Here is a 14,652-nt window from a genome sequence, read left to right as displayed (position 1 = left end):
CTGCTTATATACTCGTGGTCGGGTCGGCGTCGTATAGCTTTCCATCCAGTGGTGCGGTGTGGCACACTGGCGCGTGGGCGCTGGTCGCGCCGGCCGAAGTGTCGCCGTCGACGAACCCGCCGCCTACAGCTTCTCCGATTCCTGCGCCTGCTTGACTCGTCGCGTCGCCTGCTCGATCCGCCTGTCGGTCGCGTTCGCGAGCCCGGGCGGGAGCCCCTCACGCGCCGCCACGAGCCGTTCCTGAATCCGGGCGATCCGCTCGAGCACGTTCTCCAGTTGGCGCTTGGTGCCCTCTTTGTCGCCCTCGCGGGCGCGTTCCTCGGCGCGCTCGGCGTTGTCGACCGCGGCGGCGAGGGCCTGCTCGAGCCCGTGTATGGCGTTCGACGGGCCGACCTCGGAGCCGCCCGAATCGCCGCCGGAACTCTCGTCGTCGCCGTCGCCGTCGCTTTCGGCCGCAACCGCCGCCACCGCCACCCGCGTCTCCTCGGCCACGTCGGCGACGAACCCGGCGAGCGAGCCCGCGCCGGTTTCGGGCCGGTCGATCCGGATCGACTCCCCCGACCCCGCGGTCTCCGGAGCCGGGTTGACGCGATACGCGCCGACCTCGTCGGCGGCGTCCCGCACCTCGGTCGTGTACGCGCCGCCGGCGTGGACGTACACCGCGTCGCTCCCGTCGACCGCCGAGTCGTAGATCCGGCCGGCGAAGTCGTCCTCGATCGCGGCCCGGGTCACGTCGGTGTCGCTTTCGGCGTCCGAGAGCTCCACCTTCGTCGCGTTCTCGCGAGCGACGAGCGGGACCTCGCCCTCGACGCCCGCGGTCGTCACGGGTTCGTCGGCGGAGACCGTCACCGTCTCGCTGTGGGGGGTCTGCCCCGCGCCGTTGACCGTCAGCCGGTGGTCGCCCTCCGGGACCCCGTTCGCGACAGCGACCCCGCCGCCGAAGGTGGGGATCGCCTCCGGATCGCTCTCGATCAGGACGAACGACTCGGTGATCGCGTCGGTCGTCGTCAGCCCCTCGCCGTCCGGCGCCTCGTCGGTCTCGGTCGCCCGAGTGACCCGAGCGACGACCGCGTCGAGTTCGCCTGTGGCGCCGTCACCGAACGACTCCTCGCCCGCAATGGCGTCGTACCGGCCGGCGAGCTCCGCGCGGTGGTTCCCGGCGGTCACGTCGAGCGCGGGGTTCTCGTAGCGCGGCTGATCCCACGGGACGCCCGTGGTCGTGATGTGGCTGGCGACGGCGTCCTCGACGATTTCCGGGACCGCGAACTCGTAGCTGAGCTGCGGGCCGGTGAACGCGGTGATGTCCTCGAGCTCGGCGCTCTCGACGAGGTCGTAGCCGACCACCTCGTCGGCGGTCCGGTCCGCGATCGTGTCCTCGCGGTCCGCGTGGCGGAAGGCGACTCCCGTCTCCCGGAACGGAAGGTCGGTCGGGGGCGATCCCAGTGCGTCGAGCGATCGGATCGTGAGCGCGCCGTCGACCAGCGACTCGACCGAGACCGACGGGAGGTCCGGGTGGTCGTAGAGCGGTTCGCCCTCGTACTCGGGAACGACGAACGGGAGCCGCATCCCCTCGTCGCGGGGGAGCCCGTAGGCGATCGGGATCCCGAGGAGGTCCTCGAGCGTGTCGATCGTCGTGTTCGTGATGTCCGCGAGCAGCCCCTCCTCGCCGACGCGCTGGAACTGGTCGGGGTTCCCGTTGACCGAGAGGGTGCTGGAGTGCGAGCCGAGCTCAGAGAGGATCCGCGGGATGGCGTCGGGTTCCGGATCGAGGAACTCGTTGTTCGGCACGCTGCGGGAGTGCGAGCTGGCGACGTACAGCTGCGGGTCGCCCGTGTCGAGGTCGACGAAGACGTGGAGCACTTCCCAGTCGTGCCAGTGGAAGTTGGCCGTGAACTGGTCGAACGCGGAGTAGAGCCAGAACTGGACGACCGCGAGCGGCGAGTCCTCGTACTGGACCCCGTTGTAGAAGACGGTCGGGTTCGGCGGCTCGCCCGTCTCGTCGTATCGCTCGTGGTAGCCGTCGAACGCCGCGAACCCGTCGACGACCGTCTCGCCGTCCTCCTCGCTCGTGTACGGTCGCGGATCGGTCGGGAACCACGGCTCCGCGGAATCGAAGAACAGCGTCGGCGCGAACCGGGCGGCAAGCTCGTCGAGGCGTTCTGGGTCAAGGGAATCTGTGGCGGCGTCGTCCGGCCCCGAGCCGGAACACCCCGCGAGCGCGGCGCTTCCGGCTCCCGCGAGCGCGCCGAGGACGGTCCGACGGGCGACGCCGGATTCGGGGCGGGTATCGCTGGGGTCGGGCCGGACATCGCTTGGGCTGGAACGACCGTCGTTGATGTCGGCGCGATCGGTCACTGGCGCACCTCCGGATCGTCCGTGGGTAGGGTATCCATCGAAGATCGTGGCTCCAGATGCATTTCACTAGGTCACGACCATAGCAGCGAATAAGTCTTCTGACGGACAGACGGAGCGCTCCCCGGGAGAAGGTATTTGCGCCCGGACGCGCGATGTCCGACGATGGCTCTCAAAAGGACCCTCTACTACGGTGCGATCGCGCTCGCGGCCCTGATCGGCGTCAGCGTCGTCGTCTCCGTGGTCACGACGATCCTGAGTCTCGCGTGGGCGATCGTCTCCGGGATCGTCTCGCTCGCCGTACTCGTCGGCATTACGTACGTCCTTTATAAAACCGGCGCGTGGCTATTCGGCGGCGACGACGCGAGCGACTCCGTCAGCGACTCGCTCGGCGGGTCGCTGTCGTCTTCGGCGTCGACGGCCGGTACCAACTCAGAAAGCCGGCAGGACCGGCTCCGCCGCCAGTACGTCGAGGGGCAGATCAGCGAAGACGAGTTCGAACGTCGGATCGCGAGCGAGCTGGAGACCGAGGAGTTCGACGACGTCGACCGGAAGGTCGCCGATATCGAACAGGAACTCGAACGCGAGCGGTAGCCCCTTAAAAACGGTCCCGCAGCTCCTCGCGGAGGTCGTCGAGGTCGAGGTCCTTCATCGCGAGCAACACCAGCAGGTGGTAGACGAGGTCGGCGCTCTCGTAGGTGAGTTCGTCGAGGTCGTCGTCCTTCGCCGCGAGGATGGCCTCGGTGGACTCCTCGCCGATCTTCTCTAAGACGGCGTTCTCGCCTTTCTCGTGGGTGAACAGCGAGGCAGTGTACGAGCCTTCGGGCAGCTCCGCCTTCCGCGATTCGATGGTGGCGAACAGCTCGTCGAGGACGGCCTCGGGGGGGACCTCGGCTTCCGGACTCTCTGCGTCTTCGGGATCCGCGTCCGGATCGCTCACGCGACAACCTCCTGTTCGGGGAAAAACGCGAGGTCGTGGATCCGCGGGTCGTCGGTGAGTTCCGGGTGGAACGCGGTGGCGACCACGGGGCCGTCTCGAACCGCGACCGGGCGACCGTCGACGGTCGCGAGCGTCTCGACGCCCGCGCCGATCTCGTCGATGAGCGGCGCGCGGATGAACACGGCGTGGAACGGGTCGTCGAGCCCGGTCACCGGTACTTTCGCCTCGAAGGAGTCCTTCTGTCTGCCGAACGCGTTGCGGTCGACGGAGACGTCGACGAGTCCGAGCGGGTCGACCCGGTCGTCCTTCGCGTCCCGCGAGCAGACGATGAGCCCGGCGCAGGTGGCTAAGACGGGTTTCCCGCTCGCGACGTGGTCGCGGATCTCCGCGGCGATCCCCTCTCGGTGGATCAGCCGCGAGATGGTCGTCGACTCCCCGCCCGGCATGAGGAGCACGTCGCAGTCGGGGACGATCCCCGCGTCGCGGATCTCGACTACCTCCGCCGGCTCGTCGTGGGCGGCCGCCGCGTTCTCGACGGCGGCAGCGTGTTCGGCCACGTCCCCCTGGACGGCGATGACGCCTGCTTGCATGGAAACTGGTCGGTGGGGGACGGGCAAAAAGGGCGCGTTACTGGACAGAGAAAGCGGGACGCTACGGAACGGGGTCGAAAGCGAGAACACACCGGACCGGCCGGGCTACGCGACCGTCAGCGAGAGGATCTGTACGAACACGCCGAAGAGGACGGAGAACGCGAGGACGGTCTTCGGGTCCATCGTGATCGCGTCCCGGTCTTCTGTGTCGAAATAGCGGACGAGGCCCGCACTGGACATCAGCCCGCCGGAGTTGGAACCGCTGCTCATGGCTGCCTCTGGGCATCGCGGCGTTCTAAACGTTTCGTTCGGTCGTCGGAGCGACGCGGAGCCCTCTCGGAGCATCGAATCCGACGCGACGGGCGAGTGAGCGCCGAGGCGTGCGCGAGTGGGAAACCCTTATGCGCCGTCCGGCGGTAGGTTGCGCCGGATAATGACTGTTCGACTGCTGGATTTCCACGCTGACTGGTGCGGCCCGTGTAAGACGCAGGACCCAATTCTGGAGGAGGTCCAGGAGGACCTCGGCGACGCCTTCGAGCTGCAGAAGGTGGACGTCGACGAGGAACAGGACATCGCCAACCAGTACCAGGTGCGCTCGCTCCCGACCCTCATCGTCGAAAACGACGACGGCGTCGTCGACCGATTCGTCGGCGTCACCCAGCGCGAGGACATCGAGGCCGCGCTCTCCGAAGCGGGCGCCTGACGGCGTCCACCACGGTCACTCAAGGGCGCGTACGGTCGCTCGGTGACGACCGACTCGAACCCGCCACGTCTCGCAACCTTTTACAGCGTCGGCCCGACAGTACCCGTATGGCCAGCTTCGACGCCGCGGAACGCCGCAACCTCGACCGACACATCTGCATGCGCTGTAACGCCCGCAACTCCCCGGACGCCGACCGCTGCCGCAAGTGCGGCTACACGAACCTCCGCCCGAAGGCGAAGGAACGCCGCGCGGCATAGATCGGTCGCCCGACCGGCCCCTCGTTGCTCCTGCAGATCGTTCTTTCAGAGCGATCGGTCTGTGCGGTCGATTCGGGGACGGTGCGTGGCTTGGCTCCGATCGGTGTGTGCGAATCGATCGGTGTGTACGAGTAGGAACGGCGTTTTTCCGGCGGTCATTTATAAGTGGTTACTGACAGATCGACGGTAAACACCTCCCCAGCCTCGTCGCTCACTTCGTTCGCGACTCCCTCGCACGCGCTCCTCGTGGCCTGTCGGCCACTCGGAGGCGCGCGCCACCGCACATTCTTTATAAGTAGTCGCCGTCGTCGTCCGCGCGAGTCGTTGGCTACTCGTCCGGGTACTTCGGCTCGCGGCGCTCCGCGCGCTCGGTCGCGCGCTCGATGACCTCGCGGATCGTGTCTGGGCCATCGGTCGCGCGGTAGACGTCGCCGTGACCGGAGTACATCGCCGCCACCGTGTCGGGGAGTCGGTCGAGGAGCGCGTGGAGGCTCTCGATCAGCACCTCGCGGGACTGACCCGCCATGTCGGTGCGTCCGAACGAGCCGTCGTCGAACGCGCCGTCGTTGTAGACGACCACGTCGCCGGAGTAGAGCCGCTCGTCGCCCACGAGCGAGACGTGGTCGTCGGCGTGGCCGGGCGTGTCGACGACCTCGCAGGGCTCGTCGCCGACGAGTATCTCGTCGCCGTCGCCGATCGCCACGTCGCGTCGCGGGTGGGCAGCCTTGGCGTAAAGGGTGGCGTCGAAGCGGTCGAGCACCGCGTCGAGCTCGCCGACGTGGTCGTGGTGCTGGTGAGTCAACACGACCCGGTCCAGCTCGTCGACGCCCGCCTCGTCGAGCGCGTCGGCGATGACGTCGTCGACGCCCGGCATCGTCCCGGCGTCCACGAGGGTCGGCGCCTCGCCGGACACGAGGTACGCGTTGCAGGTGAACTCCTCCGCGTCAGCAGTGACAGTGATCGGCTCCATACGGGCACGAAGGGCACCGAATGGGTAAAAGCGTGCAGTCCTCGCGGAGTCCTCGCGGAGACGAGGTCGGTTTCCCGTCCCCCGCTCCCCCGATTCGCCCGGGGATTTATCAGTAGTGCTGTGTTAGTTATACTCACATATGGGCTTCGGAAGCTACGATGAATCCGAACAGGAGAATCAAGACCTGGACGCGGATTTCGACGACGACGACGGAGTCCGAGCCGCAGAAGAGGTACACGAGGGGTCAGTGGACTACGAGCCCGGCGCGTCGAACGACGAGCTGCTCGATCGGCTCCAGGAGATCAAGTCCGAGGAGCCCTGATCGGTGACGCCGCCGAGCCGAACGCTCGGAATCGCCTTTTCAGACGGAGCCCGAACGAGCCGCCTAGCCGGGACTGTCGTCAGGGCCGACGGGACGCTCGACGGGCTCGGGTTCGAGAGTTGCACCGTCGGCGGGGTCGACGCGACCGACGCCGTGATCGCCCTGTTCGACGGACTCGACCGCGAGGACGTGCGCCACGTCGCTATCGCGGGAATCGCGCCGGCGTGGTTCAACCTCCTCGATTTATCGCGACTTCGCGATGCCTTTGACCGACCGGTGTACGCCGTGAGCTACGAGGAGAGCCCCGGGCTCGAGCCGGCGCTCCGCGAGGCCTTCGACGGCGAGGCGCTCGCGCGACGGCTCGATATTTATCGGTCCCTCCCACCGCGGGTTCGAGTGGAACGCGGCGAGGCCGGTTCGGCCGCGAGCGACCGCGCCGAACCCTTGTTCGTCCGCGCGGTCGGGATCGACGCCGACGAGGCGGCCGCCGCGGTCCGGGGGCTGGTCCGCGAGGGGTTCCGTCGGCCGGAGCCGCTCCGGATCGCCGCGATCGCGGCGGGCGCGCATCGAGAGGCGACGACGGAGGGGTAGTCGTTGCTCGGGAATCCCGGCTCGCCCGCGTCGGAATTATGCCCCTCCGGCAAGATCCCCCGCTATGACCGACGAAGCCGATGCGATCGATGACCCCGTGACGTTTCGCGACCGCGAGCGGCTCGCTCGGACGCCGGCACACGAGACGGCCCTCGACTGCCTCGCGGCCGGGATCGAGGCCGCGCTCCCGGGGCGGCTGATCCGGGACACCGTTTCGGTCCGAGACGGGACCCTCCGGATCGCGGGCGTCGACGGCACGATCGGGACGTACGACCTCGACGCGTACGACCGGGTCGTCCTCCTCGGCGCGGGGAAGGCGACCGCGGGCGCCGCGGAGGGGGTCGCAGGCGTTCTCCGTGAGGGCGACGAGGCGATCGACGAGGCGCTCGTCGTCACGGACGACCCGGCGGAGGAGTCGGAGAGCGATTCGACCGAGCCCTCGTCGACAGCCGCGATCGACGTGCTCCCGGGCGATCACCCGCTACCGAGCGAGCCGGGCGTCGAAAGCACTCGGCGAGTCTTGGACGCGGCCGAACTCGCCGGCCCCGACGACCTCGTTCTCGCGGTCATCACCGGCGGCGGAAGCGCGCTGCTGGCCGCGCCCGCAGACCCCATCTCGGTCGACGACCTCCGCGCGCTCACGTCCGACCTGCTCGCGTCGGGCGCGTCGATCGACGAGATCAACGCGGTCCGGAAGCACTGCTCGGCGGTGAAGGGCGGGCAGTTGGCGCGCGCGGTCGCCCCCGCGACGACGGTCACGCTCGCGGTCAGCGACGTGATCGGCGACCCGCTCGACACGATCGCGAGCGGCCCGACCGTCCCCGACCCCTCGACGTACGCGGATGCGCTGGCGGTCCTCGACCGGTACGACCTCGATGTCGCCGCCAGCGTACGAGATCGCCTCTCGGCGGGCGCTGAGGGGGAGTTGTCCGAGACGCCGACCGCGGACGACCCGGCGTTCGACCGGAGCGCGGCGTACGTCGTCGGCAACGGGCGGACCGCGCTGGACGCGGCCGCGAGCGCCGCGGAAGAGCGAGGGTACGAGCCGCTGGTACTCTCCGCGAGCGTCCGGGGCGAGGCGCGCGAGACGGGGACGACCCACGCCGCGATCGCCGAGGAGTGCGCCGCCCGCGGGTCGCCGGTCGAGCCGCCGGCCGTGCTGCTCTCCGGCGGCGAGACGACCGTGACGCTCGGAGACGCGACGGATCCGGGGACGGGTGGCCCGAACGCGGAGTTCGTCGCAAGCGCGGGGCTGGCGCTCGCGGAGGGGCTGCTGAGTGGCGAGAGCCAGGGCGACAGCGGAGACGGCGACGGCCACAGCGACGACGAGGGCGCTCCCCGAGTCGTCGTCGCGAGCGTCGACACCGACGGGCTCGACGGCCCGACCGACGCCGCCGGAGCCGTCGCGGACGCGACGACGCTCGACCCTGAGGCCGCCCGCGACGCGCTCGATCGACATGACGTGTACCCGCTCCTCGACGACGCGGGAGCGCTCCTGCGAACCGGTCCGACCGGGACGAACGTTAACGACCTGCGGGCGATCGTCGTGGAGAAGCGAGACGGAGATAGAGCGCACCTAGATCAGGAGTAGAACGAGACCGCTCACGATAACGACGCCGAGGACGATAGAGACGAGCCGTCCGAGGCGATACGTGCCCAAGAGCCACGCCAACGCGGCCTTGACGAGCGTGTTGGCGATGGCCGCGATGACGATACCGGTGGTTGCGACCTCCGGCGAAACGGTCCCGTCGGCGGCGAGTTTGCTCAGCGTGATCGTCATCGCATCGACGTCTGCCAGCCCGGAGAGGAACGCCGTGGCGTAGATGCCTGACGTGCCGAGCCACTCTTGTGCGTGTTCGGAGACGAGGAGCACGACCGCGAAGACCACGCCGAAGAGGAGTGCCGGTCGGAGCCGGAACGGGTTTTTCAGCTCGCCGGATTCGACCGTCTCGTCGGACGTCGTCCGCCAGTACAGCGTTCCGGCGGCGACGATCCCGACGACCGTCATAACCCCCAGCGGGACGGCGACGCTCGGGAGTAGCTCCGGGTTGACGACCGCGACTTCGATGAGCGCTCGCGGGAACATCACGATGGACGCGGTGACGACCGCGAACGCGCAGACGTGATACAGCGTCTCGTTTTGGACCGTCTTCTCCGCCATCGAAACCGTCGTCGCCGTCGAGGAGACAAACCCGCCGATGATTCCGGTTAACGCGATGCTCTGTTCCGGCTCGAGGAACTGCGCGAGCACGTACGCCACGAATCCGAGGCCGGTGACGAACACGACCATCAACCAGATGAACCGCGGATTGAGCCCGTAGAGACTGTCGAGCGGGCGGTTCGGAAGCGCCGGGAGAACGACGAGGACGACGAGGATGAACTTCGCCGAAGCGATGCGTTCGGTCTCTTCGATCTGGTCGGCGAATTCGTGGATCGGATCCTTGATCGAGAGGAGTATCGTAACGGTACCGCCGACGACAATTGCGGCGACCGCGCCGGTCTCAGAATGCATCGTCATCGCTCCCAGTACTGTGGTGAGAAGTGCGGCCATCAACGTCGTCAGACCGAGATCCCGTTCGTACCAGATTTTCCCGGCGTAGGCGACGGTGAGCGGGACGACGAGCACACCGATCGCAATCGGAAGGAGTCCCGGGAAGAACGCCGAGACGAGCGCCCCGTAGAGCGCAAACAGGGGGAAGGTACGGCTCCCAGCAAACGTTCCACCCGACTCGCTTTGCTCTCGTTCCAACCCGATAAGTGCGCCGAGCCCCGCACTGAGGAAGAGATATAAAAGTACCTCGACGAGTGGATCGGCTACGGGATCAGTCATCGATCTGAAATTCGAGTAGGGACAACGTTAAACTACGGGACAGAACGCATCCGCGTATTCACACGCAATTGCAAATCGGTCCGACCGACCCGTCGTCTCGAGGCGGACGGACTTATGTCGACCCCGCTCGCACCTCGATCCATGACCGAGAACGGGGACGCGCTCGACGAGAACCTCCGAGTGCCGTCCTGCGAGCGCTGTCCGGCGCTCGTCGAGTCGCGGAGCCGAATCGTCGACGGCGTCGGCCCGACGGACGCGGACCTGCTGTTCGTCGGCGAGGGACCGGGCGCACAGGAGGACGAGCAGGGCGAGCCCTTCGTGGGGCGGTCGGGAGACGTGCTCGACGACGCGCTCCGCGACGCCGGGCTCGCGCGGGCGGACGTGCGGATCACGAACTGCGTGCGGTGCCGCCCGCCGGACAACCGCGACCCGACGACCGACGAGCTCGCGAACTGCCGCGGCCACCTCGACGCCGAGATCGACCGACTCGACCCAGAGCTGATCGTCACGCTCGGGAAGGTACCGAGCGAGCATCTCCTCGACCGGTCGGTGGCGATCACCTCGGAGTCCGGCGGCGTCGTCGACGCGCGGATCGGAGGGGCCTCGCGGCGCGTGCTGCTCTCCGTCCACCCGGCGGCAACGCTGTACGACCGGAGCCAGCGCGACGGGTTCTTCGAGACCATCGCGCGGGCGGGCGAGCTGAGCGGGACCGCCGACGCCGAGTCGGACGGTCAGTCGCGACTCGGGGAGTTCTGAAACGAACGGATCGGCGGGAAAAGACGTGAGAACGTTCGTCATAGTACCGCTAGGTATAAAAAATAGAAAATAATATCCCGTGTGAGTCATACGCACAACCACATGTCCGACAACAGGTGGTCAGCGGATCGGCGAACGTTTGTCAAAACGGCCGGCGCGGCAGGAGTGGTCGGGCTCGCTGGCTGTTCCGGCGGTGGCGGCGACGGCTCAGACGGATCGGACGGTTCTGACGGCTCAGACGGCTCAGATGGCTCAGACGGCTCAGACGGCGAGACGATGGGGGATTCGGACAGCTCCACCACCGAGGTCACGTGGGTGATGAACCCCGCACAAGAAGAGATCGACATCCAGGTGCAGTACCAGCCGCTGTTCGAGTACATCCAGTCCGAGGTGGACGTGGAGATCATCGAACAGCCGACCGCGAGCTACTCCGGCACGGCACAGGAGCTCCGGCGCGCGGCTGAAGGCGATCGGGTCTTCGCGGACACGTCTCCCGGCGCGGTCGCGCAGATCCCCGAGGAGATCGACGTGACGGGAATGCGCGTTGCCTACGGCGCCGAGAAGTACTTCTCGCTCATCACGACCACGGCCGACAGCGGCATCGAAGAGCTCGCCGACCTCGAAGGCGAGGTGGTCGCCTCCGCCGCGCCGACGTCGGTCTCCGGGACGTTGTTCCCGCTGCTGATGCTCCGAAACGCCGGTCTCGACATCGGCAACGCGCCCGCGGGTTCGCCGGAGGACTTCGATCTCCGGACCTCCGACCACACGACGGCACGGGAACAGCTCATTCAGGACGACCGGATCGCCGCGGCGGGCACCGGCGCGTTCTCCACGGCATCGCACGTTCCGCAGGAGCAGTTCGACGAGATGTCACAGGACTTCGTCGACATCTCGGCCGAGTACGGTGGCGCGGGAGAGCGCGACCCCGAACTCCGGCTGCTCGCCGTCTCAGACCCGATCCCGCGCGCACCGATCGTGAGCAACGCCGCGTGGGAAGAGTCGATCAAAGACGACATCCGGGAGGTAATGATCGACGCGCCACAGGAGGCGTTCCAGCACGACTCGCTGGCCGACATCGCCGAGGCGCTCAATATCGATCCCGCCCTGCTCGATATGGAGGAATCGGAGCTCTCCGAGGCCGAGCTGGACGACGTCGAGCTGGTCGAGGACCACGAGCTGTGGTTCAGCGGCGTCGTCGAGGCCACTGTCGAAGACTTCGACCCGGTCGCCGAGCTCGGTCAGGAGCTCGGGCTCGACTGGGGCGACCTCTAGATCCCCGGTTATCACGGGTTTGATCTCATGAGCTACATCGAAGTAGACGGGCTTACGAAACGATTCGGCGACACCGTCGCGCTCGACGACGTGTCCTTCGAGGTCCCCGCCGGCGAGTTCGTCATCGTCCTCGGCGTCTCCGGCTCCGGGAAGTCGACGCTGTTGCGGACGCTGAGCGGACTGCTCTCCCCGACGAACGGCGATATCCTGATCGACGGGGAGCCGATGGTCGAGCCGCGTCCCGAGGTCGCGATGATCTTCCAGCAGCACAACATCATCGGCGATATGACGGCGTACTCAAACTCGCTCTCGGGCGGCGTCCACCGCTCGGGATTCCTCTCCAGCGTCCTCCAGCTACAGGACCCCGAGGAGAAACACCGCGCCCTCGACGCGCTCGACACGGTCGGCCTCCTCGACGAGGCCGAGCAGAAGGCGCGGAGCATGAGCGGCGGCCAACAGCAGCGCGTCGGGATCGCCCGCGCGCTCGTCCAACAGCCGGAGGTCCTCCTCGCCGACGAACCGGTCGCGAGTCTCGACCCCGGCAGCGCACAGAGCGTGATGGGTTACCTCCGAGCCGCCTCCGAGGACCGGGATCTGACGACGTTCTGTAGCCTCCACCAGGTGAACATCGCTCGGAAGTTCGGGCACCGCTTCATCGGTCTCAGAAAGGGCAAGAAGGTGTTCGACGGCTACCGCGACGAGCTGACGATCGACGCAATCGACGAGATCTACGGCGACATCGACACCGAGGGGATGTTCGTTCGTGGCGACGGCGACAGCGACGCCGAGACCGACGAGATCGCGACGCCGTGACGAGAACGGAGTTGATTCACGAGTGACAACAGACACGACGGACACCGACGGAACGGGCGGCCAGCCGGCGGTCGGCGTCGACGGCGACGCCGACGCCGACGTTCCGGGTCGCATCGCCGAACAGTTCGAGAACATAAAGCGCACGCGCCGTCGCCGAGCGCTCGGGTGGGTCGGGCTCGCGGCGTTCCTCGCGTTCACGACGCTGCAGGCGTTCGCCGCGACGGAGCTCCTCGACCCCGACGCGCGGCTCGAAACGTTCACCGACTCGCTGACCGGCTTCTTCCCGATCACGAACTACCTGGGAGTGATCCCGTTCCTCGACGTCGGCCGGTACGTCCGGTTTATCAGACAACAGAACCTGCTGTACGATCCCGAGATCGGCGGGCTGTTGTTCCAGTTCCCGCCGAATCCGACTGACGTCTACGTGTTCTTCTTCCAAGAGCTGGGTATCTTCCAGATCTTCGGAGAGGCCGGCATCACCCTCGCGATGGGGTTCGTCGGGACGGTTCTCGGCTTCCCGTTCGCGCTCATCTTCGGAACGCTCGGCTCCGAGCGCGTCACCCCGTTCCCCTTTAACTTCATCTTCCGCGGGACGATGTCCTTTATCCGAGCGATCCCGGCGATCATCTGGACGCTCATCTTCATCCCCTTCCTCGGGCTCGGTCCCTCTTCGGCCGCGATCGCGATCGCGTTCGACACCATCGGCAACCTGGGCCGGCTGTTCGTCGACGAGCTCGAAGAGATCGAGGACGGACCGATCGAGGCGATGCGCACGACCGGCGCGAGCAAGCCGCAAATCGTCTTCTTCGGAATGTTGAGCCAAGTCCGGACCGCGTTCATCGCGTGGACGCTGTACATCTTCGAGATCAACGTCAGAATCGGCGTGACCGTCGGCGTCATTGGTGCGGGCGGGCTCGGGTACGTCCTCACCGCACAGCAGAACCTGCTGCGGTTCACCAACATGATGGCGACGTTGCTCGCCATCTTCCTGCTCATCATCTCCGTCGAGCTGTTCAGCCAGCGGCTCCGGTCGCGGCTGCGCTCCGACGACGTGGAGATGAGCATCTGGGAGCTCATCACCGGCTTCCCGCGCCGGATGGCCGATTCGATGCTGAAGTGACGGAGGCCCGGACCGACGCCGACCTCGGCGCGGTCGCCCTTCCACCTCGCCCGCCGACTGCCACAAGGGAAACCGACTTTTCCGTCCCCCTCCGAGAAAGCGTATGAGCACCTTCGAACCGCCCGCGGAGACGCTGGCGGACGTGGTTCTGGTCGACTACGGCCTCGGAAATCTCCGGTCGGCGACCCGCGGACTCCAACGCGCGGGCGCGTCGGTCGAGATCACCGACGATCCCGACGCGTTCGCGACTGCCGACGGCGTCGTCCTCCCGGGCGTGGGCGCGTTCCGCGAGGGGATGGAGAACGCCGGCCCCCTGCGCGAGGCGCTGACGGACCACGCCGACGCCGGGCGTCCCCTCTTCGGGATCTGCCTCGGGATGCAGATGCTCCTCACCTCCAGCGAGGAGGCCGACCACGAGGGGGAAGGCGAGGTGACCGGCCTCGATCTCGTCCCCGGGACCAACGTCCGGTTCGACGTGGACCGCAAGGTGCCACACATGGGCTGGAACGAACTCGAGGTCGAGCGCGATCACCCCATCGTCGAGGGAGTCGAGGGGGAGTACGCCTACTTCGTCCACTCCTACTACGCGGAGCCCGACGACCCGGACGCGGTCGTCGCCACCGCGGACTACGGCGTCGACTTCCCCGCCGTCGTCACCAACGAGGCAGGGAACGTGTTCGGCACGCAGTTCCACCCCGAGAAGAGCGGGGAGACGGGGCTCCGAATCTTACGGAACTTCGTCGAGTACTGCGCGGAGCGATAGGCAGGAAAGGACCGAAAGGCGAGTTGCGGCCGTCTTACGGGAAATACGAGGCGAAAGCCTCGCCCTTCAGGGCGGGGATGAAGCCGACCAACAGTATTCAACCGCCAACGATGGCACGGACGGGGTTCTAACGCAATTTTTAAGGGTCCAACCACGATAGTATGCATAGATGGTAAAGAGTACCCGTCATGCGAAATACGAACTCTACTACCACATAGTGTTCGTGCCGAAATCGGGCGGGACCGAAGGTCCCGCTGACCTCGCGGAACAGGGTTCCGCTCAGTACCGGCGTTCGAACCTGACGGGGAAGACGAAGGAACGTCTCAAAACCATCTTTGCGGAAATCTGTGAGGACAAAGACCTCGAACTGGCG

At 67.2% G+C, this 14,652-nt stretch carries 18 protein-coding genes; 12 read left to right on the top strand and 6 right to left on the bottom strand.

Annotation, left to right across the window (positions count from 1 at the left end):
- Window positions 1–123: 123 nt before the first annotated feature.
- Complete coding sequence (locus ACNS88_RS07660; RefSeq protein WP_435095329.1) at window positions 124–2,355, bottom strand: hypothetical protein; 2,232 nt, start codon at window positions 2,353–2,355, stop codon at window positions 124–126.
- Window positions 2,356–2,517: 162 nt separating this feature from the next.
- Between ACNS88_RS07660 and ACNS88_RS07655 the strand changes: the two genes are divergently transcribed.
- Entirely contained in the window at window positions 2,518–2,946 is a 429-nt protein-coding gene (locus tag ACNS88_RS07655) for a hypothetical protein (RefSeq protein WP_435095327.1), read from the top strand.
- A 4-nt stretch (window positions 2,947–2,950) separates the two neighbouring features.
- On the opposite strand, the gene hisE is transcribed toward ACNS88_RS07655, so the two are convergent.
- The 3 genes from hisE to ACNS88_RS07640 all read right to left on the bottom strand — a co-directional run bounded on the left by hisE (window position 2,951) and on the right by ACNS88_RS07640 (window position 4,152).
- Entirely contained in the window at window positions 2,951–3,292 is a 342-nt protein-coding gene (gene hisE, locus ACNS88_RS07650) for a phosphoribosyl-ATP diphosphatase (RefSeq protein ID WP_435095324.1), read from the bottom strand.
- Window positions 3,289–3,882 (bottom strand): pyridoxal 5'-phosphate synthase glutaminase subunit PdxT, encoded by a 594-nt coding sequence (gene pdxT / locus ACNS88_RS07645; RefSeq protein WP_435095321.1) that lies wholly within the window; start codon window positions 3,880–3,882, stop codon window positions 3,289–3,291. Before pdxT ends, hisE begins: the two co-directional genes overlap by 4 nt.
- A 105-nt stretch (window positions 3,883–3,987) precedes the next feature.
- Window positions 3,988–4,152, bottom strand: a complete 165-nt coding sequence (locus ACNS88_RS07640) for a preprotein translocase subunit Sec61beta (protein WP_435095318.1) — start codon at window positions 4,150–4,152, stop codon at window positions 3,988–3,990.
- 163 nt (window positions 4,153–4,315) lie between these two features.
- Here ACNS88_RS07640 and ACNS88_RS07635 point away from each other — a divergent pair, with 163 nt between their 5' ends.
- Window positions 4,316–4,585 carry a thioredoxin family protein gene (locus tag ACNS88_RS07635; protein WP_435095315.1) on the top strand — a complete coding sequence of 90 codons (270 nt, stop codon included), beginning with the start codon at window positions 4,316–4,318 and terminating at the stop codon, window positions 4,583–4,585.
- Between the two features lie 107 nt (window positions 4,586–4,692).
- Window positions 4,693–4,842 (top strand): 50S ribosomal protein L40e, encoded by a 150-nt coding sequence (locus ACNS88_RS07630; protein WP_008848891.1) that lies wholly within the window; start codon window positions 4,693–4,695, stop codon window positions 4,840–4,842.
- A 328-nt stretch (window positions 4,843–5,170) separates the two neighbouring features.
- Here ACNS88_RS07630 and ACNS88_RS07625 read toward each other — a convergent pair whose 3' ends face one another.
- Entirely contained in the window at window positions 5,171–5,812 is a 642-nt protein-coding gene (locus tag ACNS88_RS07625) for an MBL fold metallo-hydrolase (protein WP_435095310.1), read from the bottom strand.
- Window positions 5,813–5,951: 139 nt separating this feature from the next.
- On the opposite strand from ACNS88_RS07625, the gene ACNS88_RS07620 reads away from it, so the two are divergent.
- From ACNS88_RS07620 to ACNS88_RS07610, 3 genes are all read left to right on the top strand, one after another.
- On the top strand, window positions 5,952–6,134 hold the full coding sequence (locus tag ACNS88_RS07620) for a DUF5786 family protein (protein WP_435095307.1): 183 nt from the start codon (window positions 5,952–5,954) through the stop codon (window positions 6,132–6,134).
- A gap of 3 nt (window positions 6,135–6,137) precedes the next feature.
- Window positions 6,138–6,725, top strand: coding sequence for an endonuclease dU (locus ACNS88_RS07615; protein ID WP_435095304.1), 588 nt, complete (start codon window positions 6,138–6,140; stop codon window positions 6,723–6,725).
- A 64-nt stretch (window positions 6,726–6,789) separates the two neighbouring features.
- Window positions 6,790–8,316 (top strand): glycerate kinase type-2 family protein, encoded by a 1,527-nt coding sequence (locus ACNS88_RS07610; RefSeq protein ID WP_435095301.1) that lies wholly within the window; start codon window positions 6,790–6,792, stop codon window positions 8,314–8,316.
- On the opposite strand, the gene ACNS88_RS07605 is transcribed toward ACNS88_RS07610, so the two are convergent.
- The gene (locus tag ACNS88_RS07605) at window positions 8,302–9,555 is read right to left on the bottom strand and encodes an MgtC/SapB family protein (RefSeq protein ID WP_435095298.1); all 1,254 of its coding nucleotides are present in this window, start codon (window positions 9,553–9,555) and stop codon (window positions 8,302–8,304) included. The genes ACNS88_RS07610 and ACNS88_RS07605 overlap by 15 nt on opposite strands.
- 141 nt (window positions 9,556–9,696) lie before the next feature.
- Here ACNS88_RS07605 and ACNS88_RS07600 point away from each other — a divergent pair, with 141 nt between their 5' ends.
- The 6 genes from ACNS88_RS07600 to ACNS88_RS07575 form a co-directional block, all read left to right on the top strand.
- A complete protein-coding gene (locus ACNS88_RS07600; protein WP_435095295.1) occupies window positions 9,697–10,311 on the top strand; it encodes a uracil-DNA glycosylase in 615 nt (204 codons plus the stop codon).
- Between the two features lie 102 nt (window positions 10,312–10,413).
- Window positions 10,414–11,583 (top strand): phosphate/phosphite/phosphonate ABC transporter substrate-binding protein, encoded by a 1,170-nt coding sequence (locus ACNS88_RS07595; protein ID WP_435095292.1) that lies wholly within the window; start codon window positions 10,414–10,416, stop codon window positions 11,581–11,583.
- A 27-nt stretch (window positions 11,584–11,610) separates the two neighbouring features.
- The gene (locus tag ACNS88_RS07590) at window positions 11,611–12,396 is read left to right on the top strand and encodes a phosphonate ABC transporter ATP-binding protein (RefSeq protein WP_435095289.1); all 786 of its coding nucleotides are present in this window, start codon (window positions 11,611–11,613) and stop codon (window positions 12,394–12,396) included.
- Between the two features lie 22 nt (window positions 12,397–12,418).
- Window positions 12,419–13,516: a phosphonate ABC transporter, permease protein PhnE gene (phnE, locus tag ACNS88_RS07585; RefSeq protein WP_435095286.1), complete on the top strand. Its 1,098-nt coding sequence runs from the start codon at window positions 12,419–12,421 to the stop codon at window positions 13,514–13,516.
- A 103-nt stretch (window positions 13,517–13,619) separates the two neighbouring features.
- Window positions 13,620–14,279 (top strand): imidazole glycerol phosphate synthase subunit HisH, encoded by a 660-nt coding sequence (hisH, locus tag ACNS88_RS07580; RefSeq protein ID WP_435095283.1) that lies wholly within the window; start codon window positions 13,620–13,622, stop codon window positions 14,277–14,279.
- A 169-nt stretch (window positions 14,280–14,448) separates the two neighbouring features.
- Window positions 14,449–14,652 (top strand): transposase (locus tag ACNS88_RS07575; protein WP_496923271.1); only part of this gene is annotated, 204 nt, incomplete at its 3' end.

This window comes from Halorubrum shenae (assembly GCF_051194165.1).
Classification (GTDB): Archaea; Halobacteriota; Halobacteria; order Halobacteriales; family Haloferacaceae; genus Halorubrum.
This window is presented reverse-complemented; position numbering and strand designations above follow the sequence as displayed.

What these genes read in the sequence shown, in the direction of transcription:
- ACNS88_RS07655 (WP_435095327.1), top strand. Translation starts at nt 2,518, where the DNA reads ATGGCTCTCAAAAGGACCCTCTACTACGGTGCGATCGCGCTCGCGGCC.
- pdxT (WP_435095321.1), bottom strand. Translation starts at nt 3,882, where the DNA reads ATGCAAGCAGGCGTCATCGCCGTCCAGGGGGACGTGGCCGAACACGCT.
- ACNS88_RS07640 (WP_435095318.1), bottom strand. Translation starts at nt 4,152, where the DNA reads ATGAGCAGCGGTTCCAACTCCGGCGGGCTGATGTCCAGTGCGGGCCTC.
- ACNS88_RS07635 (WP_435095315.1), top strand. Translation starts at nt 4,316, where the DNA reads ATGACTGTTCGACTGCTGGATTTCCACGCTGACTGGTGCGGCCCGTGT.
- ACNS88_RS07630 (WP_008848891.1), top strand. Translation starts at nt 4,693, where the DNA reads ATGGCCAGCTTCGACGCCGCGGAACGCCGCAACCTCGACCGACACATC.
- ACNS88_RS07625 (WP_435095310.1), bottom strand. Translation starts at nt 5,812, where the DNA reads ATGGAGCCGATCACTGTCACTGCTGACGCGGAGGAGTTCACCTGCAAC.
- ACNS88_RS07620 (WP_435095307.1), top strand. Translation starts at nt 5,952, where the DNA reads ATGGGCTTCGGAAGCTACGATGAATCCGAACAGGAGAATCAAGACCTG.
- ACNS88_RS07610 (WP_435095301.1), top strand. Translation starts at nt 6,790, where the DNA reads ATGACCGACGAAGCCGATGCGATCGATGACCCCGTGACGTTTCGCGAC.
- ACNS88_RS07605 (WP_435095298.1), bottom strand. Translation starts at nt 9,555, where the DNA reads ATGACTGATCCCGTAGCCGATCCACTCGTCGAGGTACTTTTATATCTC.
- ACNS88_RS07600 (WP_435095295.1), top strand. Translation starts at nt 9,697, where the DNA reads ATGACCGAGAACGGGGACGCGCTCGACGAGAACCTCCGAGTGCCGTCC.
- ACNS88_RS07595 (WP_435095292.1), top strand. Translation starts at nt 10,414, where the DNA reads ATGTCCGACAACAGGTGGTCAGCGGATCGGCGAACGTTTGTCAAAACG.
- ACNS88_RS07590 (WP_435095289.1), top strand. Translation starts at nt 11,611, where the DNA reads ATGAGCTACATCGAAGTAGACGGGCTTACGAAACGATTCGGCGACACC.
- hisH (WP_435095283.1), top strand. Translation starts at nt 13,620, where the DNA reads ATGAGCACCTTCGAACCGCCCGCGGAGACGCTGGCGGACGTGGTTCTG.